Consider the following 24,593-nt stretch of genomic DNA (forward strand, 5'->3'; position numbering starts at 1 on the left):
AGTATATCGAGAGTGCCCTTTTGCGACTAAGTGCATAACACGCCCTCGTGAAATATCCGCAAAAAAAGCGCCACCAAGTATAGTGCAGCGAAGCACAACGCTACATAGAACAAGTAGCCCGCGCCAGTCTCTTCCTTTAGAACCATCATCACGCTGCCATTATGCTTCTGCTTTTTAAGCCGACTACTATTTCTTCGCCGGAACAGGCAGTGCCTTCGGCCAGATACTACAACATTGGAGCAGTTAGTGCCAAGAGCATGGCCATTATTGTAGTTGTTTTCATCGGTGTATTTTTCCGGGTGTTCCATTTTTTTCATAACAGGTCACTCTTTATCGACGAACTTTTTCTGGACATCAACCTCATCAAACTGAGCTTTTGGGAGCTGGTCGCCGGGGCATTTATGTATGAGCAGAAAGCCCCCATTGGGTATTTGTGGGTGGTAAAGCTTTGCGTGCTGCTGCTGGGCAAACAGGAAGAAGCACTGCGGCTTTTTTCGCTGCTCTGCGGTATTGGCGCACTGGGTTATTTCGTGCCAGTAGCACGGTTTTTCATGAAATCATGGGGCGTAGTGGTGGCTGTGGCTATTATGGCGCTGTCGGCCCCCTGCATCTACCATGCTTCAGAGGCCAAACAATACAGCACGGAGCTTTTCGCGGCCGTTTTGGCGCTGCTTTTCTACACCCGCTACAGCGCCGCCCGGCACGTTGGCTCATTCGTGGTCTGGGGGCTGCTGGGGGCATTGCTGCTGGCTTTTTCCTTTTCCGTGATATTCGTGCTGGTCGGTATGGCTTTCGTGGTGTGCATCAATTTAGCGCTGAAAAAACAGTGGAATCGGCTGCTGCTAGCCCTGGTTGCTTTTTCTATCTGGGCGGTTGGCTTTGCGCTGCAGTATTATTTTTTCATCAGCAAATATCCCGAGTCAGCTTGGCTGGTTTATTTTTTCAAGAAAGAGAATGATGCCTTCATGCCGATATCAGGGTCGGTACTGTTGACCCTGAAATGGCTGGCTGGTAAGTTTTATTTTTTGTTTCTCGACCCGCTTGGGCTTTTGCTTAATCTGGATGGTCGCCTGCAAGCACTGGGTGATACTAATTGGAAATTCTTCTACAAAATGGGCTGGTTTCCAGCCGGGATAACGCTGTGGGGACTCCTCGTAATGCTGAAAAAACAGCAGCTTATGTTCGCGTTGCTGCTGCTGCCCGTTGTGATGGCACTGGCGGCATCCGCTATAAATGCGTATCCATTCTTCGAGCGCTTTACCCTGGTTTTTGCTCCCGGATTTATTCTTATTGCCGCTTACGGATTGGAAAAGATACTGCTGTTCTACGGTGATAAAATCCGCGTGGTATTGCCCGCGCTGCTACTGCTGTTGCTGCCCAGTTTGGTAAATTCCGTCCGTCAGGTTATCACGCCAAGCTTGCTAATGAACACCGAATTTAATCGGGAGGTAATGCTATTCGTGAATGAGAATTATCGAGAAGGTGATGTGGTGTATGTTTTCTGGAATATGCGGCAGGCGTACGAGTTTTATAAAGAATCATACAACTTGAAGTATACCGCCATTGAAGGCAGCAAAGTGAAGAATACGGCCCGCAACAAAGAAGAGTATCTGCGTCGACTACAACCCGACTTTGCCCAGTTCAGGGGTAAAAAGCGCCTGTGGTTTATCTACAACGATATCAACCGGGATGCTATCGGCGACTTTGTGGGCCAGCCGCGCTGGTACCACCGGAAAGAGTTCGTACCGAGCACCTTTATGGAAAGCTACTTCGCGCGTTTGGGCCGAAAAACCAAACACTATCAGCATCCCGACGAGCCTCACCCCACGGCCCCGCACGCTGCTGATTTGTATGTGCTGGAACAGGGAGCCGCCAAAGCGAACAATCCTTAAATGTATAGCCCCGGTGTGAAGTGGGATTGGTTAAAGCTAACGGGATTCTTCTGCCACTGGGCACAGATGAATTCGTGCGGGGCCAGCCCGCGCAGGGTCCTGAGCCGTTTGATGTAGTTATAGGCCTTCTTATTGCAGCGGGGGGAATAAAATTACGCTAAGCCCTTCCGGACAGCCGTGTCATTAGCTGAGGGCGGCTTGCAGCTGCTTGGCTTCCAAATCGGAGGTTTTCCCCTATTTGTTTAACCACACTCAACGTACCGGTTGCCCATCGGTCGGAAAACGCAGCGTGAACGTGGTGCCCTGGCCCACTTCGCTCGCCACGTCCAACTCAATGGCGAGCAAGGCGCAGGCTTTGGCCACGATGGAACGCCCGAGCCCGGTGCCGCCCCGGGTCTCTAAACGGCAAGTAGGCCATTTAAATGTCGTTGCCCCGGTCCGGGTTTTTTAAGCCAACCTTAAGGTGTTGAGGCTGGTAGCTCGGGCAATAAGCCCGTAGAAGGGCCTGTTCTATTCCAAGCCACTGGGGCGCTCTTCACAACCCGCCCCAGTGGCAAATCTTTTCCAACTACTCCCTGCCCCTACGAAAATGCACTTCGTTTTTGCTGCCCTGGTCTTGCTGGCGGCGGCGGCCCCACACGCTCAGGCCCAGTCCCGGCGCACGGCCAAGTCGGACGCTCCGGCGGCCACCACCGCCCCCAACAATGCCCCCAAAACACCCCCACCGCGCCGGGCGACCCGAGCGGCAAACTCGACTATCGCAATTCGGTCGCTGACCCGCTGATTCCCGTGGAAGCCGATAAGCGCAAGCTCATCACTGACGATTTGCAGGCCACCGTCGTGGAGTTGCTGGAGCTGTTTCACGACTCCAAGCAAAGCCATTGGAACCTGCGCGGGCCTCTGTACCTGCCGATACACGAGAAGCTCCAGGAGAACGCCGACGACTACCGCAAATACGCCGACCTGCTGGCCGAGCGCATCCTGCAAGTGGGCAACCCCGTGGACGGCCGTACCGGCGTAGTAGCGGCTACCGCCAACCTGGGCGAATTTCCCGGCGGCTACCTCTCCGACAAGCAAGTGCTCATCCTAATGACCGAGCGCATCACGACCGTAGCCAAGCGGGTACGCCAACGAATCGAGCACCTGAGCAAAGTGGACAAATTCACCTCCAACAAGTTGCAGGACCTGAGCTACGAGCTCGACAAGCACGTGTGGTAGTTCCGGGTGCAAATGCAGTAGCCGCAGCCGGGCCGCCTAGTCCCATATTGGACGCCGACAAATTAGTCCAAACACGCAAGTATTTTTATTTCATCCCTCACCTTTTTCTTCAGAAGCTGTTTGAGTTGATAAAATAGTCATGCTCATCTGGCGTCCACTTGTCGAAGCGTCTCTACCGCTTCGTTGCACCAGCTCAAGCAAAGCGGTAGAGATGCTTCGGCAAGTGGACGCCAGATGAGCATGACCGTTTTAGAATGATTTCAGTTAACTCAAACAGCTCCTTAACCAATGGCCGCCATTTCCCAAATTCAACTGCTGCACACCCCATCCGACTTAGCCGAGACGGGCCGTGCCAAACTCAGCGACAGCCTCAACGTGCTGGTCTCCGACCTATTCGCGCTGTACGTGAAAACCAAGAACTACCACTGGCACATGAACGGCCGCCACTTCCGCGACTATCACCTGTTGCTCGACGAGCAGGCCGACCAGATTTTCGCCATCATCGACCCCACGGCCGAGCGGGTGCGCAAGCTGGGCTTCCCCACGGTGCACTCCATTGGTGAAATCGGTCGTAAACAGCGCGTCAAAGACAACGACGACGTGTACGAGACCCCCAAGGATATGCTTGTGGACCTGCTCAACGAAAACCGCAGCCTCACCCATCACATGCGCGAAACGCACCAAATCGCCGACGACCTTAACGACGTGGCCACGGCCAGCTTGCTGGAAGTGTATATCGACGAGGCCGAGCGTCGCGCCTGGTTCCTGTTCGAAACCACCCGCGACGTGAACTAAGCGCTTCCGGCGGACGGTTTCCGGCCGAATACCCCGGTTGCTTAACGAAGGCAAAATCCCCGCGAATACCCCTGCTGAGTGGGGGGCGCGGGGATTTTTAGCGTTTGAGGTGGTCTGGTTAGGCCGGGCAGAACGGGGCGGTGTCTTCCCTTCGTCATGAAAGACACGCCAAAACCCGGTAAACGCTATAAATATGCCGCCGCCTTCCGTACCGAAGCCTTGCGTCTGGCCGGGCAAAGCCGCTCGACCCAAACCCATTCGGGCCAACCACGTCTGGGTGTCCGATACCACGTACCTGCCCCTGGCCACTGGCATGTGCACCTCTCCATGTGCCTTCCAGGACGCGGGCACCAAGCATGTGGTGGGCTGAATGTGGGGGCCACGATGCCGGGAGAATTGGTCGCCACGGCCTTGCCGCGGGTTTTTTTCGCGCAGCCGCCCGCCCCGGAACTCGTTGTTCACTCAGACCGGAGTCGTACCCGGTAGGGCGGCCAGTATTGCGCCAACGCCTCCCACGGCTCCTCAGCGTGAAAGCCCACTAAAAACCTTCGGTTTTAGCCTTCCGCGGCCAAAGAAAACAGGAGTTGAAATTAGTTGGTGCGTTCCGCAATAGTCCCGGTCCGGACAACGAAAGGGGGCCGGGGCAGTATGCAACACCCGCTCCCTCTTGCAACGGCCTTTCGGCCGGACGACTGGCGAGACCGTATACTGGCGCATGAAACGACCGTATGTTATCTGCCACATGATGTCCTCAGTGGACGGAAAGATTCTCTCGACCAACTGGCGGGACGAGGAGCTGACCAAAACCTTCGCGAGCTATTTTGAGAAGTACCACCTCACGTTTCCCAGCCAAGCCTGGATGTGCGGACGCATCACCATGGAGCGCGACTTTTCGAACGGCGTGCAGCCGGAGCTGCAAGCCGCTCCGCATCCCATAGCCCGTGAACCGTTCATCGGGGATAAAAATGCCACCTCCTTCGCCATTGCCGTCGATTCCCATGGCAAGTTGGGCTGGGACCGCAATACGACGCACGGGGACCACCTCATCGAAGTGTTGACCGAGCAGGTAAGCGACGCGTACCTCTACTACCTGCAGCGGAAACACATTTCTTACCTGTTTGCCGGGAAGAGCGAGGTCGATTTCGCCTCGGTCCTGCACCAGCTGGCCGAGTTGTTTCCCATTGAAACGCTCATGCTGGAAGGCGGCGGCCACCTGAACGGCTCGTTGCTGAACGCCGGACTCATCGATGAGCTGAGCCTGCTGCTACTCCCCCTGGCCGACGGCACGCCGCAGTCGCCGACTACTTTTGAAGTCAGCGAGTACCTGCCCAAAGGCCCGGCGACGCGGCTGAGTCTGACCGACGTACAACGGTTGGATAACGATGTGGTCTGGTTGAAATACCGGTTCGCTCACGCCTGAAACAATGATGCAGCTAAAGCGTCCGTTGCGGTGCCATCGGTTCATGAAACCGGATAACTCAGGCAACGGGTCAGATGCAGTAACCGTCAAGTAAGCGCTTGGCTCTTCTCGTTAGCTTAATCGTTTTGTGTTCAGTTTAACGGTGGGTAAGGGAACCGGACCCTATAATGGGAGTCGTCCGCTCTCCAGTAAGTATTGCCGCAGGTGTGCGGCTTGCCCCCGGTTTCGCAGGCGGGTTTGCCGGGGCGTCAACGGGGCCGGTGGGGTAGACGTGGCATCGGCTGGCCGCACCGAGACGATGCCCAGGCCCCCCACCACATACCGCACCAGGTAGAACGCGGCCTGCCGGGGCAGGAACAGGCAATAGGTTTTGACGTTCGTGCGGTCAAGAAAATACCCCCGGGCGTACACGCTGGCGACCCTAGTCGAATCCTCGGCGCGCAGCGGTCGCTCGGCCTGGGCGTAGACTAGTGTGGCCCACGCCTCGGCGTTGGCACTCACCTGTTTCGTGCGCAAAGCGGCATCCAGCGCCGCTTCGATGCGTGCTTGGTCGGCTTCCAACCGGACAACGCCCTCCGTCCGGATTTGTCCCCACCCAGCGAAGGGAAACGACCAGAAAAGCGACAGGATTACGCCGTACTTGCGCATGCAGGAAGAACGAAAGGTGGCTTGCAATACGACTGTTCATTTACAGAATAAGAAGTGGATGCGTTCGTTCACAAAAACGGTCGGAAGATAAACGAGCGCAGCCGTAGAGGCTGTTGATGCAGTTGGTGGCGCCGGCAGCACCAGCGCGGCCGTGCCCGCCGCATCGGCCGGGGCACTGGCCACCAGGCGGCCCCGCGCAGCTGCCGCGGGCCGGATTGGGAAACCGTACCGGCGAACCGGCGGCCCCCGGGGTCGTGGCTTCGGCAAACGGTTGCATCCAGGCAGCCCGGGCGCTGGATATCAATCCCAACGGCTTTGGCGCTGGCAGTAGGTGCCGTTGCGCCACCTCCGGGGCGCAGGCCACCGCATATTGGGTAGTCCTTTTGTAAGCGTCGGGTAACAGGAAAAGTAATTTTGTGTCCTCCCCATTTCCTGCGGACTTCCCCTGCTGCTTTCTTGGAAGAGCGGCCCCGAGCGTTCGTAGCGGCTTGCTACGCGGTGAAAATTCAGAAGGGCACGCTGTTCGGGGCATGGCAGTGATTATGCTTATCGGGCAGGCCACTTTGCCCAGCCAATAGCCCGCGCAATTTCCTGCAAAAAAGGTTGGCTAGTGCACTGGATAAATTGACAATCAAAACTTTGACAATAGTACGATATTTCCATAATGCTACTTGATAATGAATTCATATCTACTCTTTGCCCCCCTGATTACCGTTTCGTTGGTGGGGGGATTGGGGACTACGGCTGCGGCCCAATCCACTACCGCAGCGGCGCTCTACGTGAACGACGGGGCCACGACGGGTGATGTCTTCACGAGCGCCCCTGGCAGCGACACTGCTGGCAATGGCTCAACGACGGCCCCTTTCGCTACCGTCGCCCGGGCCCTGGCGCAGGCCGGCCTCCCCACCAAAACCATTTTCGTCGACGCGGGTAACTACTCTGAGCGCGTGGTCCTCGACAAACCGGTGAGCCTACGGGGGGCGGGCACTGCCACTGCCCGGCCGGCCAGCGCCACCGTTTTTGACGGCGGCCTGGTGGCTGATGTCGTTCAAACCAGCGAAGCCGGCCTGCGCATCCTGGTCAGCGGCAACAGCCGCAGTACCCCGCTCACGGTGGCCGGCATTACGTTTCGAGCCTACGATTTTGGTATTCAGGCCGATGGGGGCGCGCCGCAGGCACACGTACTGATTGAAGACGTTGAAGTGCTGCACAACCGGCGCCAGGGCATTTTTTGGAATAGTCTGGGCGGAGTGCAGGACCTGACTTTCCGTCGGGTGCGGGCCGCTTACACGGCCGAAAGCGGCAACTCCGCCAGTAACGGGGCCGGCCGGGGCCTCTTCCTGGTCAATGGCCCCAAGGTCGGTATTCTGATTGAGGACGGCGCGTTTGAATTTAACCGGCGTGGCGGGATTGACGTCAACGATGGCAGCGTGAGCGACCTGACGGTGCGCAACAACCAGTTCACGCAGAATGTGGGCGGGGGGCTGATTATACTCGGGGCGGCCGGCGCGCGCACTGGCAGCGGCGCCTTCACGGGCATTGCAGCCCTCATTGAAGGCAATGCCATCCGCAACAATGCCTCCAACGGCATGGAGCTAAAGTCCTGCACCGGCAGCGGCCGGGGCAGTGGTGCGGGCAGCTTCGTGGTGCGCAACAACTACATCGTCCGCTCCGTGGGCGCGCCCACCAACCTGAGCGATGACAACGCCGGCATGGCCTTTATCGACCGCGACCGGAACATCATTGCAACGGGCGGCGGCGTCACCGGCGACTTGGTTACCGGCGGGGCCTTCATTGCGGGCAATACCGTGCGGGGCTACCTGGCGGATGCCAATAGCTCGTCGTTCAACCGCAACGGCTTTGGCTTGGTGCTGGAAGGTGCCCAGAACAAGGTGTTCGGCAACACGGTGGCCCAGTGCCAGCGGGCCCTGCAAGTGCAGGACCGGCCGACGAATAGCACCGGCTCCACAGCTTTTTTCGACGTGTCGCGCAATGGGCTGGTCGTATCCGCGGGCGACAGCATTCGGGGAAACCGCCTGGATAGCTGTGCCACTGCCATTCGCACGGTAAACCTGACCCATCCAGTGGACGCGTCGCTGAACTGGCTCGGTGCCAACACGGCCTTGGGGGTGCGCGGCGCCGCCGGCACCGGGGGCCTGGTCGTGACCCTCGAAGGTCCTGCCAACAGTTTCGCCGAGCGCCCGGCGTTCGCCCCCACGGGCCAGATTGATTATTCGCCGTTCCTGAACAGCCCGGCCGATGCGGCCCCTGCGGCGGGCTTCCAGCCGGCCCTCGATTACCTCAACGTGGACTTCGCCAGCCCTCAGTCGTCGCCCGCCACCCCGTTGGCGGAAGGCGTGGCGCTGGTCACCGAGAACGGTACCGTACGCCTGGAAGCCGGCCTCTACGATGAAAGCCTGAGCCTGGGCAAAAGCCTTGCATTGACCACGACCGGTGCCACGACCCTGCGCAACCTGACCTTGAACGGGGCCGGCAAGGTGCTCACGCTGGAAGCGCCGCTGACGGTATCGGGCGCGCTCACGCTGACCGACGGGCTGGTGCGCACAACCGCCCTCAACGTGCTGACGCTGGCCGAGCTGGCCACCGCTACGGACGGCACCGCCACTTCCTACGTCGATGGCCCATTACGTAAGCTTGGCCAGCAGGCTTTTGTGTTCCCGTTGGGCCGCAACGGCCAGTGGGCGCGCCTGGGCATCTCGGCTCCCACTAACGCCGCTACCGCTTTCACGGCCGAATACGTGGCGGCCCCGGCTATCGGCACGGCGACCGCGCCGCTCAGCGAAGTAAGCCAGGTGGAATACTGGAACCTCGACGGAGCCGGTACAACGGATGTGGTCAGCGTACGATTATTCTGGGAGAATGCCTTCCGCAGCGGCATTGATGACTTTTCGAGTGATTTGCAGGTGGCCGGCCTCACCGGCAGCCAGTGGCATACGGTGGGCAACGGCGGCCTGAGCGGCGGCTTGAACGCCGGCTCGGTTGTCTCGGCGCAGCCCACCAACGGGTTCGCCTCGTTCACCCTGGGGTCGCTTTCGCCGGCTGTCAACCCGCTCTCCTCGCAGCTGGTTACCTTCGATGCCAACCAGCCGCGCCCCGGCACGGTGGACCTGGAGTGGACCCTGACCAACGAAAGCAACACGTTCGGCTACGCCGTGGAGCGTTCGGCCACGCTGGCCAGCTGGCAGCAAATTGGCTTTGTCGCCAGCCAGGGTCTCACAGCCCAGCCCCGCGTCTACGCCTACCAGGACCAGGGTGTGCAGGGCCTGCCTCGGGCGTTCTATCGGCTGCGCCAAACCACTACGGCGGGCACGCTCCGCTACTCAGCCACCACGTCGGTCCAGCTAACTAGCAGCCCATTAAGCACCGCCGCCGCTGTGGTCACGTCGTTCAGTGTCTTCCCCAACCCGGCCAGTGGCCACGTAACGCTGGTGCTCCCGACTGAAACCCACGGCCCGGTTCGGGTAGTGCTCCTTGACCTGAGTGGCCGCCAGGTACTCCGCCAAACCCTGCGCGGGACTTCTGCCCTGGAGGTGAGCCTACCGACGATGCTCCCTGCTGGGGTCTACCTGTTGCAAGCGCAGGCCGCTGGCTTTTTAGGCCGGCCCCAACGATTAGTGATTCAATAGCATATCCAGCCGCTTACTATTTCCCCGCGTGAAGTGACTGTGCTGGTTTGCACCGAACCACTCCATTCTGCTGGCCTGATGGGCCTTCTTATTGGAGCAACTCTGTTCGGCTTGGCTAAGCCACCTCAGTTTGTCGAGCACCGTGTTGTCGAACAAGACGTAGCCCCGCGCGCTGAGCGCGACCTGCGGGCGTACCTGCTGCCAGAGCTGGTGCGGCGTGAAATGGCTGAGTTTTGAGAAAGTAACCCACGTTGTCGTGCGTCAAGCCGTCCAGGTACGTGCCCGTGTAATTCACCTGGCTGTTCACCAAAAACTGCCCGCAGAGCTGAGCGGCGACTTTTGTGGCTTTTCTCCTCAAGTTACGCCTTTTGCGTAAGTCCTGAGGTAATCGAAAAATATATCAGCTAATCAGTTTGGGCGAGTGGAGATGCTGGGTAATTTTTCCGAAAAATGCTCCTAAAAGCTTTCCCGCAGAGGGCGCAGAGGTTTACGCAGAGGGCCGCAGAAGAACATCCTCCGCGGCCTTCTGCGGTGAATAATCGTTGGACTACCCGCCTTCTAGGATGTGGCCGTCGCGCATCACAATCTTGCGGTCGGCCATTTCGGCCAGCTGGTCGTTGTGCGTCACAATCACGAAGGTCTGGCCCAGTTCCTTGCGCAGCAGGAAGAAAATCTGGTGCAGCTCCTGGGCGTTTTTGGTGTCGAGGTTGCCGCTGGGTTCGTCGGCGAAGATGATTTCGGGGGAGTTAATCAGGGCGCGGGCCACGGACACGCGCTGCTGCTCGCCGCCGCTCATCTCGCTGGGCTTGTGGTTGGCTCGGAATTCCATGTTCAGCATGCCCAGCAATTCGCGGGCCCGCACGCGCACTTCTTTTTCGGAGCGGCCGGCCAGATAGGCGGGCAGGCACACGTTTTCGAGGGCCGTGAATTCGGGCAGCAGGTTGTGAAACTGGAAAATGAAGCCGATGTGCCGGTTGCGGAACCTAGCCAAGTCGTTGCGCCCCAATGAGCTGACCGACTCGCCATCGAACAACACTTCGCCCGAATCGGGGTTGTCGAGCGTGCCCAGAATGTGCAATAGCGTGCTTTTGCCCGCTCCGGAGGAACCGACGATGCTCACGATTTCCGATTTCTCAATCGTCAAATCAATGCCTTTGAGCACGTTAAGAGAGTTGTAACTCTTGTGGATGTTAATAGCTTGCAGCAACGGCGGGCAGCGATAGACGTGAATAATGCGGGTAGGGCAAAGCTACGCAGAATCCGGAAGGGCACGCGAAGCTGAGCCCAATACGTAGGCCAGGTGCTAACGTACGTGCTATTTTGCGGGCTGCCAGGTTTTCTATTCATGACTTTACCCCCGAACTCATTCGCTGTGCGCCGCTGGTGGCCGCTGGTTCTGCTGAGCGGGCTGGGGCTGCTGGCGCTGCTGTGGCAATGGCCCCGCACTGCAAACCCGGCTGCGCAGGAGTCTTACATGGCAGCATTGCCGGCTGGCCGGCCCCTGGCGTTCGATAGCAGCCGCCTGCGCGGGGTAAACTGGGTGGGTGGCGATTCGGTGACGGCCGCCCAGTTGATGCCGCTGCGAAAAGCTGGGGTGACCTGGATTGCCCAAACGCCCTTCGGCTGGCAGAGCGGAGCCGCCGACCCCGTCATTCGCACCCTCACGGGGCGGCCGGTGGGGCGGTATGGCCTGTGGGGTGAGAGCGACGCCGGCATCGCCCACACCGTCCGGTTGGCGCGGCAGCGCGGCATCCGCACGCTGCTCAAGCCGCACTTGTGGGTGCGGGGCCGCAGCGCCTGGCCGGGCGACATCAACATGGCCAGCCCGGCCGACTGGGACGCGTGGTTCGCCAGCTACTCCGCCTTTATGCTGCACTACGCCCAGCTGGCCGAAACCACGCATTGCGCCGGCCTGTGCATCGGTACCGAGCTGCAGCATGCCACCGAGCCGGCCCACGACAAAGCGTGGCGCACGCTCATCCGCCAGATTCGGCGGGTGTACCACGGGCCGCTCACCTACGCGGCCAACTGGAGCGGCGAGTACCAGCAAATCCGGTTCTGGGACGCGCTGGATTACGTGGGCGTGCAGGCGTACTTCCCGTTGAGCACGGCCGAGAATCCACCCCTGGATACGTTGCTGCGCGGCTGGCAGCCGCATTTGCAGAAGTTGGCCCAATGGCAGAAGAAAATCAGAAAGCCCGTGGTTTTTACCGAGGTGGGCTACAAGACCACGGCCGATGCGGCCATCCGGCCCTGGGAGTGGCCCGAGCGCACGGCGGCTGTGCAAACGCCCGACGAGGCCACGCAGGCCCGCTGCTACGAGGCCTTGTTTCGGGCCTGCTGGGGCCTGCCGTGGCTGAAAGGCGTGTTTATCTGGAAGTGGTACCCGGGGCTGGCAGCCGACGGCCCGGCCCGCTGGCACGCCGATTTTACGCCCCAGCACAAGCCCGCCGAAACCGTTTTGGCCCGGTGGTATGCGCAGTAAGGCCCGGCCGCCGTACTTTCGCGTCAGCAACCGAAGCTCAGTGTAGCTAACCCACCCCTTTTCCATTTTTATGAACATTCACGAATATCAGGGCAAGGAAATCCTGAAAAAATACGGCGTGCGCGTGCAGGAAGGCATCGTGGCCGACACGCCCGAGGAGGCCGTGGCCGCCGCCGAGAAGCTCACCGCCGATACCGGTACCAGCTGGTACGTTATCAAGGCGCAGATTCACGCGGGTGGTCGGGGCAAAGGGGGCGGAGTGAAGCTCGCCAAAAACCTGGAGCAGGTGAAAGAAATTGCCGGCAACATCCTCGGCATGCAGCTCATCACCAAGCAAACCGGCCCGGAAGGCCGCAAAGTGCATAAAATCCTGATTGCTCAGGACGTGTACTACCCCGGCGCTTCGGAGCCGAAGGAGTACTACATGAGTGTGCTGCTGGACCGCGCGCTGGGCAAAAACGTCATCATTTACACCACCGAGGGCGGCATGGACATCGAGGAAGTAGCTGAGGCGCATCCCGAGAAAATCCACCGCGAGCATGTGGACCCCGCCGTGGGCCTGCAGGGCTTCCAGGCCCGCAAAATTGCCTTCAACCTCGGCCTCGAGGGCGAAGCGCAGAAGGAAATGGTGAAATTCGTGCAGGCGCTGTACAAGGCCTACGACGAAACCGATTCGGCCATGTTCGAAATCAACCCCGTGCTGAAAACGTCGGACAACAAAATCCTGGCCGTTGACGCCAAGGTGACGCTGGACGAAAACGCACTGTACCGCCACAAGGATTTCGTGGCCCTGCGCGACTTCAATGAGGAAGACCCCTTGGAAGTAGAAGCCAGCCAGAACAGCCTGAACTACGTGAAGCTCGACGGCAACGTGGGCTGCATGGTGAACGGTGCCGGCCTGGCCATGGCCACGATGGACATCATCAAGCTGAGCGGCGGCGAGCCGGCCAACTTCCTCGACGTTGGGGGCGGAGCCAATGCCCAGACGGTGGAGGCGGGTTTCCGCATCATCCTGAAGGACCCGAACGTGAAGGCCATTCTCATCAACATCTTCGGCGGCATCGTGCGCTGCGACCGGGTTGCCAACGGGGTGGTAGAGGCTTACAAAGCCATCGGCGACATCCGCGTGCCCATCATCGTGCGTCTGCAAGGCACCAACGCCGAAGAAGGTGCCCGCATCATCGACGAAAGCGGCCTGAAAGTATCCTCGGCCGTGTTGCTGAAAGATGCTGCTGCCCGCGTGAAAGAAGTGCTGGCAACTGCCTAGGGCAGCAATTAAAAATCGATAATTAAGAATTAAAAATGCCCGCCTGACGATTCAGGCGGGCATTTTTAATTCTTAATTATCGATTTTTAATTTATTTCCCTTCGGCCACGCCGATATTCTCTTCGGCCCTCACTGGAAGGGCTTTACCCATCACGCGCAGCTCGACTTCCATGTTGCCACGGGTACCAACCGAGTAAGGACAGATTTTGTGGGCCTGGCGCACCATTTCGATGGTTTTGGCTTCATCAAATTTCTTGAGGTCCACGTCGAGTATCGCGCTCAGGCCGTAGCCTTCGCCCTCCTGAAACAGCGTGACGGAGCACTGCACCGAGCTTTCCTTATCGAGCGTATCACCAGCGCGCTGGGCCGTGACGAGCAGCGCCTGCTGGAAGCACGAGGCGTAGCCGGCGGCAAACAGCTCTTCGGGGTTGGTGGCGCCTTTTTTGCCGCCCAGGCCCTCGGGCACGGACATGTCCAAATCGATGATGCCGGTGGCGGAGCGCACATGGCCGCTGCGGCCGCCCACGGCCGAAGCCTCGGCCGTGTACAGGTTCTTTTTAGTTTCCATCAGGGTAAGTAGGAAGTAGTGATTGGCAAGGTTGAATGCTAATTGGTTTAACTGGTTTCTCGTCTTTTGGGTTGTGGGCGCGGTGCCCGGACAAAGGATTTGCCCGCGCATTTGGTCGCCCTCGCTTTTATGGCTACTTTTGCAGCCTATTCCGGCCGCGTCGTACAACGGATAGTATGAGAGTTTCCGAAGCTCTTGATTTAGGTTCGATTCCTAACGCGGCCACAACCCTACCCGACGCGAGGTAGAACTTACGCCCCCAAAACACCGTTCAAACTACTTGTAGTGCGGTTTTTTGGGGGCGTATTTCGTTTCTCCCTGGCGCGGGTCTTGCGCTTTGTGGTGGGAAGTCTGCCCCCGAACCTGCCCCCATCACACATCCACCTGCCCCCATATGACCATTACTTACGAGCGGCGGGCTGACCGTCCCGATGCGGAAGGCCGCGCCATGGTGCGCCTGATTGCCACCTTTGACAACAAACGGCTGCGCCTGGCCACCGGGGAGCAGTGTTTGGTGGCCGACTGGAATAAAAAAAGCGGGTGGTTCCGGAAATCTTTTGCCGACCTGGACAATGCGACGGTACGGCTCAACGCGTTGCGTGGGCGGGTCGAAAACGGGTACAGCGGCCTGCGCACGAAGCACGGGACCGTTACGGCCGGGCAGCTGCGGGCGGCGCTCACGGTGGCCGCTGCGCCGACTGCTGGGTTAGTGGTATTGTTCGGGGAGTACGTGGCGACCATGCCGGCGCTGGGGTTTGCGGCCAGCACGGTGCGGGCGTACGCCTCGGTGCGCAATTCGCTGGAAGAATGGGTAGGGGGCCGCTCCGGGGTGCTGACGCTGGCCGATTTCGACATGGCGGCGTACGAGGACCTGCTGGGGTGGCTGCGGGCCGTGCGGGGCCTGGCCGACAACTCGGTGGCGGGGTTTGTGAAGCGGGTGAAGCCGTTCCTGGAATGGGCGCGGGAAAGCCGGGGGTTGGCGCTGGCGGTGGACCCTGCCAAGCTGCGGGTGCAATGGGAAGACGTGGAGAAGGTGTGGCTGTCGGCGGATGAGCTGGCGGCGGTGGCGGCGGCCCTGTTGCCGGCGGGCCTGACGCGGGTGCGGGATGCGTTCGTGTTCTGCTGCTACACCGGGTTGCGCTACTCGGACCTGCACGACCTGCACGCGGGCAACGTGCAGGAGTGGGACGGGGGCAAGGTGCTGCGGCTGACCCAGACCAAGACGCGCACCGGCGTGAGCGTTTACCTGACCCCGCCGGCGCTGGCGCTGCTGGCCAAGTACGACGGCACGCGGGTGCGGCTGCTGCCGGTGATGGCCAACCAGGTGATGAACCGGGCGCTGAAACGCATTGCGCGGCTGGCGGGCGTTACGTCGGCGGTGGAGGTAGTTGAGAAGGCGGCGGGGCAAATACTGAAGCGGCCGGTGCCGAAATGGGAGCTGGTGACGATGCACACGGCCCGCCACACGTTTGCGACCCAGAGCCTGATGCGGGGCATGCCGGTGGAGGTGCTACAGAAGGTGCTGGGGCATGCCAACATCAAAACCACGCTCATCTACGCGAAAGTGGTCGAGGATTTCCAGCACCAGACCATGCGGCGGGTATGGGAAGGTCAGAGTGGGGCCACGGACAACGCCGGGGCGCGGTCGAGCCAGATTTGTGCGGTGGAGCCGTTGGTGGCCTGAACGTAGCCCTGCACCAGCACCGTGCGGCCGGCTAGATGGGCGGGTTGGTGGCCCAGGTAGCGCGTGAAGTTGGGGAGTAGGTTGGCGCGCACAGCTACTTCCAGCGGGCAGCCGCGGCCGGGCTTGTCGAGGCTGAGGAAGGTATAGCCTGCGCTGGTTTCGCGGATGGTGGCCACGGTGGCGCGGACGTGGACGTACTGGCCGGGGCACTTGGCGGCCTGGGCGGCCGTCAGCTCGGGTGGTGTCGTCGAGGAACTCAGAGCGGCGGCGGCTACTGCCAGCAGTATCAGGCGGGGTACCCGGTGCCCGATTGGTGCGGTGGCTTGGCCACCGGTACGGCTGCCATGCTTCGTCCATGCTTCGTCCATGCTTCGTCCATGCTTCGTCCATGCTTTCGTTATGCTCTAGCTGCGATTGAGAGCGCGGGCTACTTCGGCTTCGGGCAAGTGGGTGTACTGGCAGAACTCGGCGATGGAAACGTAGGCGCGGGCGGGCTTGGCGTAGTGGGCACGGATGCGCTGCAGCAGGGCCCTGGCCGTGCTGTATTTGGTGCCGGTGACGGCGGCGGCTTCTTTGGGGTAGATGCAAACCTGCTGCATAATGGGCTGGCAATGCGTAAAACGGACATGCGAAGATACAACGCTTAAGGACCAGCCGTAGGTTCGTGACATGTTCTACTTCGCTACATTTTTTCGGGTCGCTTATGCGCTGGCTGTAGGTTCCTGGCTGACGGGTTGTGCCGGATTGCGGAGTGACGAGCTGCCGGTGTCCTCGTTTACGGCTCGTGCGGCGGCCGCTGCGGAAGCGGCCCGGGTGGTGCGGGTGATTGATGTCAATACGTACATCATGCTGAGCGGTGGGTCGACGTATCGGCTGCGGCTGCTGGGCGTGGACGCTCCGGAGCCGGACCAGGCGTTTGGACCGCAAGCGGCGGATTCGGTGGCTAAGCTGCTGCCGGTGGGCCGGGTGGTGCTGGTGGCCAAGGCCGGGCACGACCTGTACGGCCGGACGCTGGGGGCGGTGCTGCTGCCGACATCGACGGTGGCAGCTGCGGGGTGGCCGGTGCCGTTGGATTCGCTGCTGGTAGTGCGGGGGTGGGCGTGGGCCTACGACCCCGACCGGCGGGTGGCAGGGCGGGCGGCCCAGCAAGCGCAGGCTGCCCAGTGGGGCCGGGGCCTGTGGAAATGCGGGGACAGCCAAGCGGTTTCGCCGAAGTTGTGGCGGTCGTTTGATGCACGAAATAAGCGGCGTTACCGGGGCAGCTGCACCTGGTAACAAGGCCGGCTAATGCAAGTCAGCACGGTTTATTATTCACTCCTCACCCCGATAACGTCATGGCACGTCAGACAGGTATTATTGGCATTCAGGGCACCGTGGGTGGCCTGGTGTTCAGCAAAAACGGCAACATCTCGCAGAAGCCGGCAAGTAACAAGGCCGCCTTTGCCAGTGCCCCGAGCCGGGCGCGAACGCGGGAAAACGCGGCTGAGTTTGGGTTGGCCGCCAACTACAGTAAGTTGCTCCGCGACTCGCTGCGGGTGGCCATTGCGGCCGCCAGCGACAGCCGGGTAACGTCGCGGCTCACGGCGAAGATGCGCGAAGTCATCGGCCTCGATGACACGAACGACCGGGGGCAGCGCGTGTTTGACGCAACCAACTCGGCCCCGCTGCTCGGCTTCAACTTCAACGCGGGGGCCGGCATCGGCCAGACCATGTACTTCCCCTACGAGGTGACGGGGGCCGGTGCGGACGTGACGATGAGCATTCCGGCGCTGAACCCAGCTTCGGACATTGCGGCTCCGCAGGGTACGACGCACTTTGAAGTGGTATTCGCCGCTTCGTCGCTGGACATGGAGATGCTGACCTACACGAATGCTGTAGTGGCCGCGCCGCTGGGCATCCTGGCGGTGAACAGTCTGGCCTTGGTAAACCAGACGGTTGTTGCCTCTTTCCCGGCGGCTCCTGCCGCAGCCAACCTGGTGGTGGGCGTGGTGGGCATCAACTTCTACCAGCAGGTGAACGGCAAGTTTTACCCGCTCAACAATAACAGCACGAACCCGCTGGCGATTGAGTACGTGGCCTAAGCCACGGATGCATTGGTATTGAACGGTCGGCCAGCAACGGCTGGCCGTTTTTCTTTCACCTTCTAACGCTTAGTTCAATGGCACTAACGGCCTATCAAATCCAATTTAAGCGGCGCATGAAGCGCGCTATCAGGCTCCGCGCCAAGGCTGACCAGAAGGCCCGGCGCTACACGCAACTCTTAGCCGATGCCATCGGCGCGGCCGAGGACGCGGCCATGCAGATGAACGAGTTGAACCGGCTCTACAACGTGGACGTGAGCACCTACACGCTGCTCACGCAGGCGCTGCACGCCAACAGCGGGCAGGAAGTGCTGGTGGACCATCTGGCGCAAAGCACGCCCGGCGAGGAGCTGGTTATCTTCAACCAAGTGCCGGACGGCAACGGCGGGCAGCCTCTGCCCAACAACCCGTTGTTTGGGGAATTGGTGACGGGTACGCCGGTGCTGGTGCCGGCACTGGCGCTCAGGGTAGCGGAGCCGCGTGCTGAAGCCTCGGCACTCGTGGCCGAAGCATCTGCGCCGCAGTGGGATGCGGCGCAAGACTAAGCATTGCCTGGAGCAATCAAAATGTAAAAGGCCGGCCCCATCGTTGGGGCCGGCCTTTTACATTTTGCTACCCTCGCCTGGATGATGGGTTCGGTCATTTCGCAGGCACCATCTGCACAATCGACAGAGCACATACTTACTACAAACGGGGCCCCTGGTCAGGCTTTGAAGCTATTGGGCCAGGTCATCTACGCGGGCTTCGGGGGCTTCGCGCAGCACGACCTGGATGCCGTGGTCGCGGGCCTGGGCGGTGGTGTATTTTTCGCTGCGGCCGATGATTTCGCCGTTGGCGGCCACATGGTTGAAACCGTACTGGCCGGATTCAAAAAATGATTGAAAGCGCTGGGGCTGGCAGTTGGCTTTGACCGACTGGATGCCGTTTTCACAGCTGACTTTGGCCGTGTAGCCTTCGCCGGATTGCACGATTTCGCCGTTGTCGGCGCGCAGGTGGTACCAGTACTGGCCGCTGCTCTGGAAGATTTGGAAGGTTGCCATTTGGGAAAAATGAAGGTGGTGCGGTGAATTATGATGCGTTAGGCAGCTTGTAACTCTTCCTCGCGGTAGCAGTCCCAATAGCCGTTGTCGAGGTAGTAGACGTTGATGCGCTGCACCAGGCCGGTGGCGGGGTGGCGTTCCTTGTGCTGGCCGCGCCAGGTGATGGCGGCCGGGGCACTGTGGGCGGGCTGTACGCGGTGGCCGATGGCAAAGGCAAAGGTGGCCAGCGGGGCCGGCGGTGGTGTGCTGGGGGCCTCATATTCGGGCTCGGCGGTAGCTGTTGATATGGCGGCAACTTCGCAGGCTTGCTCGTGCCAGGCCAAAAGGTCGTGACAGACGGGGCATAGGTCAGCGTCGGTTTCGGCTTCGTAGTCGGGGCTCAGGTCGTCAGAATATGAGTCGGTATCACCGTCTGGCTCGTGAGCTGGCACGGGGTCTAGGGTCACGGTGCGGATGGCGCTTTTAGATACTTTCATAAGAATAGGCAAGGCGTAGCAAGCAAAAAACACTGCTAATCTAGCTAGTGACCTTTGCGAAAACAAACCCGACCCTCCCACTTATTACATTTTGCATCAACTACAATACAGCTATATTATCAGGATATTACACGGATGGTAGAAAAGTTTTCAGGCTGAGCATCAGTACACAGTACCAATTTTATTAGCGGCAATATAAACTAATGAGATTAGTAGTCGTTTATTTGGGGATTCCACCTATCGTTACCCCCCTATGCACGACGTACTGCTAATTCCGGTGTTAGAAGCACCGATGGAAGCTTATTTGCCGGTGTTCAGCTGCCGGGTGCCGGCGGGGTTTCCTTCGCCGGCCACTGATGAGTTGGAAGGGCTTTTTGACCTCAACAGCCTGCTGTTCCGGCACCCGGACGCTACCTATCTGGTGCGGGTGAGCGGGGAGAGCATGAGCGGAGCCGAGATTCATGCCGGCGACCTGCTGGCGGTGGATAAGCACCTGGAAGCCGACCATGGGCATATCGTGGTGGCGGTGGTGGATGGCGACTGCACGGTGAAACGATTGGAGCGTCGGGGCGAAACGTGGTGGTTGGTGCCGGCTAATTCTGCCTTTGAGCCCTACCAGATTCGGACGGGGGAAGAACTGCACATCTGGGGCGTGGTGACGCATGTGGTGCATGAACTGCTGCCGGGCCGGCTAACGGCGCTGCTGCACAGCCGCGACTAGCGATGTTCGGGCTGGTGGATTGCAACAACTTCTACGTGAGTTGTGAGCGGGTATTTCAGCCGCGGCTGGAAGGGCGGCCGGTGGTCATTTTGAGCAATAATGACGGCTGCATCATTTCGCGCTCGGCCGAGGCGAAGGCGCTGGGGCTGAAAATGGGCGACCCATATTTTCAGGTGAAAGAGCAGCTGCGCCGGGACTCGGTGCAGGTGTTCAGCTCGAACTACACGCTGTACGGGGATATGTCGCGGCGCGTGATGCACTATCTGGGGGCGACGGTGCCGGGGGTGGAAATCTATTCCATTGACGAGGCCTTTCTGGATTTGGGCGGGCTGGAACAGCATTTGACGCCGTACCTGGGCAACCTGACCGACTTAGCGCAACGGCTGCGGGTGGGCGTGAAGGCGCGCACGGGCATCCCGGTGTGCGTGGGGGTGGCTCCCACCAAGACGCTGGCCAAGCTGGCCAACCGGCTGGCGAAGAAAGATGCCGGGCTGGACGGGGTGCTGTACTTGGATTCAGCGCAGCGGCGAACGTGGGCGCTGGGGCAGGTGCCGGTGGGCGACGTGTGGGGTGTGGGGCGGCAGTACGCGCAGAAGCTGACGGCGGCGGGCATTGACTCGGCGGCGGACCTGTCGCGGGTATCGGAGGCCTGGGCGCGCAAGTTCTTGGGCGGCGTGGTGGGGGCGCGGCTGGTGCGCGAGCTACAGGGCTACCCCTGCGCGGGGCTGGCCCCAAGTGAGGACGGGACGCTGCGCCGGCAAAGCATCAGCTGCTCGCGCACGTTCGGACGGCCGTTGCGGGAGCAGTCATCGGTGCTGGGGGCGGTGTCGGCGTTCGTGGCGCGGGCGGCGGAGAAGCTCCGGCGGCAAGGTGACCTGGCCCATGTGTTGACGGTGTTCGTTAGCAAAAATCGATTCGGGCCGTCGGCCGATGCGGGCGGCGGGCATTCGCGCTCGGCGGTGCTGACGCTGCCGGTGCCCACCAGCGACACGCGGGAACTGACGGCGCGGGCCGCGCAGCTGCTGGCCCGGCTCTGGGAGCCGGGGGCGGTATACGTGAAGGCGGGCGTGGTGATGGCCGGGCTGGAAGCGCCCGGCGGCCAGCAGCTGGGGCTTTTTGGGGAGCCCGCGCCGCTGGCGGCGGGAGCCGCAGTGGAGGGCAGGAGCGCACAGATGATGGCGGCGCTGGATGGGCTTAATGCGCGGTTCGGGCGCGGGACGGTGCAGCTGGCGGCGGCGCTGGGACCGAAGGGGGGCGGGCCGGTGCCCTGGCAGGGGCAAGCGGCGTGGCGTACACCTGCCTACACGACGCGGCTTGAGGACTTGATGATAGTCAAATAACTTCTTTTCGGTCTGCTGGTGGCTGGCCTTTTTCTTCACCCTTTTTCCTGTATTGGTATGCCACATTTTGTCCCAGACGCAGAATCCATCACCGAGTTTTACGGCGCGTATGAACAGCGTGGGTGCAAGTTTGAAGTAGTGCCAGCGCCCGAAATGGGTGGCTACGGGCTGCGTATGCAACTCGGGGCAGGGAGTGACGTGTTGCCGATATTTCCACTGCCACAATCGGAGATGGACAGCGTTGAAGCGGCCGAGCGGTGGCTGGCCCACCTGCGTGACCATGAACTGAGCTTGTTTTTTTCTTTGCGGAAAGCGGGGTAATCAGGATTTGGGTCAGGAAGTTAAACTATGCTTTAAGGAGTGGGTAGCTCCACAGCGGCTGAAGCCTCGCCGACCAGTCAGCTTCCTTAATTGGGCGCCGGCCTTTTTATGTTTGGTGGCTTCCCTATGATGAGGTGACGGTTCCTGTAGTGGCGGCAACTTTACTGAATGCGGGTTCGCTACCTCAGTTTTACACTACCGGCAAATACATGCCGCTGAATTTTAAAGTTATACGCTTAATGCGGGACTCCCGAATTGTGTCGTTGCTGCGCACTCGTAAATTCCAAAACGCAAAGGGACTCAGGTCAACAAAGGTCCGGCTGTTAGTGGCTGGGTCAATCCCACCCAAGTTACTGCCGTTGGCTGTCGTCTGCAATTGCCCTGCATCGTTGTAGTAAATATTGGTGGTGCGCGGCTTGTGGCTGAAGTAATGCGTGCGGTCACCGTCAATCTGTACGCTGCCTCCGTGTACCAAATCAATTTTGAGGCCCCTGGTCGACAGGCTGGCGATGTTGACTTCCACATTACGTACTAATATCCGGCGCCAACTGGGGTTTTCCGCGAATTGACCCGATTCTGGCGTTAGTGCAAAAGTGATGTAAAGCTGCCCCGTGGCTCTGTCGTAGTGCTTGCTCATTTCTAGCTCGTTAAGTTCTACATCCACGCTAAACGGCTGCTCACGCTGTCCCTGAGCGACCTTTACGTTTTTCTGAGCTACTAACAGGCTCTGATAGCGCGCTTGGAGGGCCGCAATGTTCCCGTCGTTGACCGACCCAAGATTGGCTGGTTGCAACGACCAGTACTCGTGGGCACGAGAGGCTTCGTGGAGGGTACGCACCAACTGTTCCTTGGCCCGGGCTAGCTGTACTTCCATGTAAACCTGCCACTCCAAAAGGTTAGGGTCGGTAGTACGAGCGCGCACACTCCGTAGGCGGTCAGCCTGCGTGTCTTGCATCGCGACTTCTGCCTTCAGCGTTTCGCGCTTCACCACAAGCGAGGTGTACTCAAATAGCTTCTCGTTGCGTGTGTTACAGGCAGTCTGGTAATTTTCGATGCGTCGACGGTAGTTCTTGGCCTCGGGCATATTTTTAAACTTGTCGAAAAGCTCTTGGTATTCAGCACTGTTCATGGTGAGCTTAGTAGCAGCCAAGCTCTGGTCGATATCTTGTTTGAAGTCGGCGTAGGCTTGCTGCAATTTGGCGATGCTTTGCTGCACCTCCCCGATTTTGGCGGCAATCTCCTTTACCCGCGTCACCACATCCTTAAATTTCTGGGCCGTTTCGAGGGCGCTCATGCTAGCCGCGATGGCCGGGGCCGCTGCCCCACCGGTTTGAACAGTGACCACCACGGCTGCCACCAGTTTCAGAATAGAACCAACCGGGCAGCCTCCGTTGGCGCGGGCCTCCCGCCGAATGGCGCTTTTAAACTTTTCCTCAGCGCGCTCTATTTCATCAGCCAAACGCAAAATAGTTACGTCTAATTCAGTTACCGTCTTTTTGAGGCTGTTGGCTTGCTGGTCGAGCCCGCCCACCTGTTGTCTTAAGCTGTCAACGATGCTGGCGTTGGCCTGCAGTGTATTGTCCACGCTTTGCAGGCGAACCGCGTTGTCTTTCACGTCGCGCCGGTAGTTGTCATGGCTAGTTTCAATGCTAAGCGACAGTTGGAACATCTGAGTTAGATAGTCGCGGTATTCTTCGGGCGAGAGTAGCGGTACGTAGTTGATTGGGTAGCCGTAGAAGTTGAGGCCGGCGCGCATCTGGGCAACCAGCGCTTGGGCTCGGTCATCCAGAGCCCGCCACTCTTCAGCCTTCACTTCGGCTGGGGCCGAGGCGAAGGCCATCGGAATATACCCGTTAGGTGCTATTGGAACGGAGTTGCGCGCCTCAGTCAGGCGAGCTAGCCAAGTCAGTAGCGTCGCACACTCCGGAAATTCGTTGCCGATATAGTGCAGCGAAAGATTGTGCAGGGTTAGTTGCAGTTGTGTTAGAGAGGCCGCGTTAGCCAATAGCTTGTAATCGCAACGTGCAAGGCAATCGGTAATGGGCTGGTCCGGCTGTGTGGCACCGGCGGCCGTTGGTGGCGGCGTGTCTCCATCTGGTCCAACGGGACCAGTTGGACCGTAGGAATTCTCGTCTCTGCATATGTAACTGTCACTTTCTTTACGCGAAATACTAGCACCCCATTTATTGCGTCCTCCAGGGCCACCGTCACCACCTGGTCCTTTTACACCAGGCGTACCAGCCTCTCCCCCACGGCCGCCTTTTTGCTCCAGCCCAATGCTACTGGATGCTGATGCATTGTGCGTAAAAACCCGGATTGTACCAGGCTGACCACCAGAGCCACCTGCGCCACCCGCTCCAGCTGCACCACCTTTGCTACCCGGTCCGCCCTGCTCTCCTGCAATCGTACCTTCTTGACCGTTACACTGAGCATTACGGCCCCGTCCGCCCGGTAGACCTTTACCACCGTTGCCGCCTGCCTGCCCCTGGCTGCCAGCCCCACCGCTGGCACGTAGGCTGCCCTGGCCTTTTACGGATTCGGCCACTATAGTTATCTGGCCAGCATCGTTTCCGCGCAGACCTGCGCTGCCATTAGGACCGGCTCCACCCATGTTAGCGATGCCAGGAGCCACCGTATCGTAGGTCTCACCGGACCGACCACTCGCATCTAGCGCTTTGCCGTTTAGATTTAGTTCTCGGGTGTGAATATAGATGCGTCGGCTATTAAGGTGAATGTCTTCTTTCAGCGTAACCACATCGGCATAAATTATTAAGTTGTGTAAGGGCGACACCAATACATTTTCCAAGTTTAGTCGGCTAGCATAGATGATAATGTCTTCCCCAATTTGCACCCTGTGGTAGTCACTAAAGCCAAGCGCATGGGAGTTGGTCGGCATGGGTAATGAGGGTGCTAGTTGGGGACCAGCAATTGCGTACACCGGCTGCGCCACCATAGGTTGGGCTGCGAGCAAGGCTGGCAATATCCCAACC

Annotated in this window: 23 protein-coding genes, 1 tRNA gene and 2 pseudogenes; 16 read left to right on the top strand and 10 right to left on the bottom strand. The window is 59.8% G+C overall.

From position 1 onward, the window contains the following. Positions 1–161 precede the first annotated feature (161 nt). Positions 162–1,892, top strand: coding sequence for a glycosyltransferase family 39 protein (locus tag IEW17_RS03190; RefSeq protein ID WP_188560573.1), 1,731 nt, complete (start codon positions 162–164; stop codon positions 1,890–1,892). Between the two features lie 252 nt (positions 1,893–2,144). Here the strand turns inward: IEW17_RS03190 and IEW17_RS21415 are convergent. Continuing rightward, positions 2,145–2,279: pseudogene (locus tag IEW17_RS21415) on the bottom strand (hypothetical protein); the annotation flags it as partial. A 202-nt stretch (positions 2,280–2,481) separates the two neighbouring features. Between IEW17_RS21415 and IEW17_RS03195 the strand changes: the two are divergent. The 5 genes from IEW17_RS03195 to IEW17_RS03215 all read left to right on the top strand — a co-directional run bounded on the left by IEW17_RS03195 (position 2,482) and on the right by IEW17_RS03215 (position 5,325). Further along, positions 2,482–2,676, top strand: a complete 195-nt coding sequence (locus IEW17_RS03195; protein ID WP_188560574.1) for a hypothetical protein — start codon at positions 2,482–2,484, stop codon at positions 2,674–2,676. A 5-nt stretch (positions 2,677–2,681) separates the two neighbouring features. Next, positions 2,682–3,110, top strand: a complete 429-nt coding sequence (locus IEW17_RS03200) for a Dps family protein (RefSeq protein WP_229748782.1) — start codon at positions 2,682–2,684, stop codon at positions 3,108–3,110. A 288-nt stretch (positions 3,111–3,398) separates the two neighbouring features. Then, complete coding sequence (locus IEW17_RS03205) at positions 3,399–3,905, top strand: Dps family protein (protein WP_188560575.1); 507 nt, start codon at positions 3,399–3,401, stop codon at positions 3,903–3,905. Between the two features lie 193 nt (positions 3,906–4,098). Beyond that, on the top strand, positions 4,099–4,275 hold the full coding sequence (locus tag IEW17_RS03210) for a hypothetical protein (RefSeq protein WP_188560576.1): 177 nt from the start codon (positions 4,099–4,101) through the stop codon (positions 4,273–4,275). A gap of 345 nt (positions 4,276–4,620) precedes the next feature. After that, positions 4,621–5,325: a dihydrofolate reductase family protein gene (locus tag IEW17_RS03215; RefSeq protein ID WP_188560577.1), complete on the top strand. Its 705-nt coding sequence runs from the start codon at positions 4,621–4,623 to the stop codon at positions 5,323–5,325. Positions 5,326–5,487: 162 nt separating this feature from the next. Here the strand turns inward: IEW17_RS03215 and IEW17_RS03220 are convergent, their stop codons facing one another. Continuing rightward, a complete protein-coding gene (locus tag IEW17_RS03220; RefSeq protein WP_188560578.1) occupies positions 5,488–5,973 on the bottom strand; it encodes a hypothetical protein in 486 nt (161 codons plus the stop codon). 677 nt (positions 5,974–6,650) lie between these two features. Between IEW17_RS03220 and IEW17_RS03225 the strand changes: the two genes are divergently transcribed. Beyond that, positions 6,651–9,620: a right-handed parallel beta-helix repeat-containing protein gene (locus IEW17_RS03225; protein ID WP_188560579.1), complete on the top strand. Its 2,970-nt coding sequence runs from the start codon at positions 6,651–6,653 to the stop codon at positions 9,618–9,620. 129 nt (positions 9,621–9,749) lie between these two features. Here the strand turns inward: IEW17_RS03225 and IEW17_RS21580 are convergent. Both IEW17_RS21580 and IEW17_RS03230 read right to left on the bottom strand, forming a co-directional pair. Continuing rightward, positions 9,750–9,978, bottom strand: a pseudogene (locus tag IEW17_RS21580) (IS701 family transposase); the annotation flags it as partial. Positions 9,979–10,167: 189 nt separating this feature from the next. Next, positions 10,168–10,827 (bottom strand): ABC transporter ATP-binding protein, encoded by a 660-nt coding sequence (locus IEW17_RS03230; protein WP_188560580.1) that lies wholly within the window; start codon positions 10,825–10,827, stop codon positions 10,168–10,170. Between the two features lie 138 nt (positions 10,828–10,965). Here IEW17_RS03230 and IEW17_RS03235 point away from each other — a divergent pair, with 138 nt between their 5' ends. Continuing rightward, positions 10,966–12,105 carry a glycoside hydrolase family 113 gene (locus IEW17_RS03235; protein WP_188560581.1) on the top strand — a complete coding sequence of 380 codons (1,140 nt, stop codon included), beginning with the start codon at positions 10,966–10,968 and terminating at the stop codon, positions 12,103–12,105. Positions 12,106–12,175: 70 nt separating this feature from the next. Further along, positions 12,176–13,372 carry an ADP-forming succinate--CoA ligase subunit beta gene (sucC, locus tag IEW17_RS03240; RefSeq protein ID WP_188560582.1) on the top strand — a complete coding sequence of 399 codons (1,197 nt, stop codon included), beginning with the start codon at positions 12,176–12,178 and terminating at the stop codon, positions 13,370–13,372. Positions 13,373–13,463: 91 nt separating this feature from the next. Here the strand turns inward: sucC and IEW17_RS03245 are convergent, their stop codons facing one another. Then, positions 13,464–13,940 (bottom strand): Ohr family peroxiredoxin, encoded by a 477-nt coding sequence (locus tag IEW17_RS03245; RefSeq protein ID WP_188560583.1) that lies wholly within the window; start codon positions 13,938–13,940, stop codon positions 13,464–13,466. A 153-nt stretch (positions 13,941–14,093) separates the two neighbouring features. Here IEW17_RS03245 and IEW17_RS03250 point away from each other — a divergent pair. Both IEW17_RS03250 and IEW17_RS03255 read left to right on the top strand, forming a co-directional pair. Next, a tRNA-Arg gene (locus IEW17_RS03250) sits at positions 14,094–14,165 on the top strand. A gap of 169 nt (positions 14,166–14,334) precedes the next feature. Beyond that, positions 14,335–15,624, top strand: coding sequence for a site-specific integrase (locus IEW17_RS03255; protein ID WP_188560584.1), 1,290 nt, complete (start codon positions 14,335–14,337; stop codon positions 15,622–15,624). Here IEW17_RS03255 and IEW17_RS03260 read toward each other — a convergent pair. Together IEW17_RS03260 and IEW17_RS03265 are read right to left on the bottom strand one after the other, a co-directional pair. Continuing rightward, complete coding sequence (locus IEW17_RS03260; protein ID WP_188560585.1) at positions 15,552–15,992, bottom strand: hypothetical protein; 441 nt, start codon at positions 15,990–15,992, stop codon at positions 15,552–15,554. The genes IEW17_RS03255 and IEW17_RS03260 overlap by 73 nt on opposite strands. Before the next feature lie 36 nt (positions 15,993–16,028). Next, entirely contained in the window at positions 16,029–16,223 is a 195-nt protein-coding gene (locus IEW17_RS03265; RefSeq protein WP_188560586.1) for a hypothetical protein, read from the bottom strand. A gap of 70 nt (positions 16,224–16,293) precedes the next feature. On the opposite strand from IEW17_RS03265, the gene IEW17_RS03270 reads away from it, so the two are divergent. From IEW17_RS03270 to IEW17_RS03280, 3 genes are all read left to right on the top strand, one after another. Beyond that, positions 16,294–16,899 carry a thermonuclease family protein gene (locus tag IEW17_RS03270; RefSeq protein ID WP_229748784.1) on the top strand — a complete coding sequence of 202 codons (606 nt, stop codon included), beginning with the start codon at positions 16,294–16,296 and terminating at the stop codon, positions 16,897–16,899. A gap of 59 nt (positions 16,900–16,958) precedes the next feature. Beyond that, positions 16,959–17,705 carry a hypothetical protein gene (locus IEW17_RS03275; protein ID WP_188560587.1) on the top strand — a complete coding sequence of 249 codons (747 nt, stop codon included), beginning with the start codon at positions 16,959–16,961 and terminating at the stop codon, positions 17,703–17,705. 116 nt (positions 17,706–17,821) lie between these two features. Beyond that, complete coding sequence (locus tag IEW17_RS03280; RefSeq protein ID WP_188560588.1) at positions 17,822–18,250, top strand: hypothetical protein; 429 nt, start codon at positions 17,822–17,824, stop codon at positions 18,248–18,250. Between the two features lie 171 nt (positions 18,251–18,421). Here the strand turns inward: IEW17_RS03280 and IEW17_RS03285 are convergent, their stop codons facing one another. After that, positions 18,422–18,745 (bottom strand): YegP family protein, encoded by a 324-nt coding sequence (locus IEW17_RS03285; RefSeq protein ID WP_188560589.1) that lies wholly within the window; start codon positions 18,743–18,745, stop codon positions 18,422–18,424. Positions 18,746–18,783: 38 nt separating this feature from the next. Continuing rightward, on the bottom strand, positions 18,784–19,221 hold the full coding sequence (locus tag IEW17_RS03290; protein ID WP_188560590.1) for a hypothetical protein: 438 nt from the start codon (positions 19,219–19,221) through the stop codon (positions 18,784–18,786). A 253-nt stretch (positions 19,222–19,474) separates the two neighbouring features. On the opposite strand from IEW17_RS03290, the gene IEW17_RS03295 reads away from it, so the two are divergent. Both IEW17_RS03295 and IEW17_RS03300 read left to right on the top strand, forming a co-directional pair. Continuing rightward, positions 19,475–19,942, top strand: coding sequence for a LexA family protein (locus IEW17_RS03295; protein WP_188560591.1), 468 nt, complete (start codon positions 19,475–19,477; stop codon positions 19,940–19,942). Positions 19,943–19,944: 2 nt separating this feature from the next. Then, complete coding sequence (locus IEW17_RS03300; RefSeq protein WP_188560592.1) at positions 19,945–21,282, top strand: Y-family DNA polymerase; 1,338 nt, start codon at positions 19,945–19,947, stop codon at positions 21,280–21,282. 511 nt (positions 21,283–21,793) lie between these two features. Here the strand turns inward: IEW17_RS03300 and IEW17_RS03305 are convergent. After that, a complete protein-coding gene (locus tag IEW17_RS03305; RefSeq protein ID WP_188560593.1) occupies positions 21,794–24,499 on the bottom strand; it encodes a coiled-coil domain-containing protein in 2,706 nt (901 codons plus the stop codon). Positions 24,500–24,593 lie beyond the last annotated feature (94 nt).

Source organism: Hymenobacter frigidus, from assembly GCF_014640435.1.
GTDB classification, from domain to species: Bacteria; Bacteroidota; Bacteroidia; order Cytophagales; family Hymenobacteraceae; genus Hymenobacter; species Hymenobacter frigidus.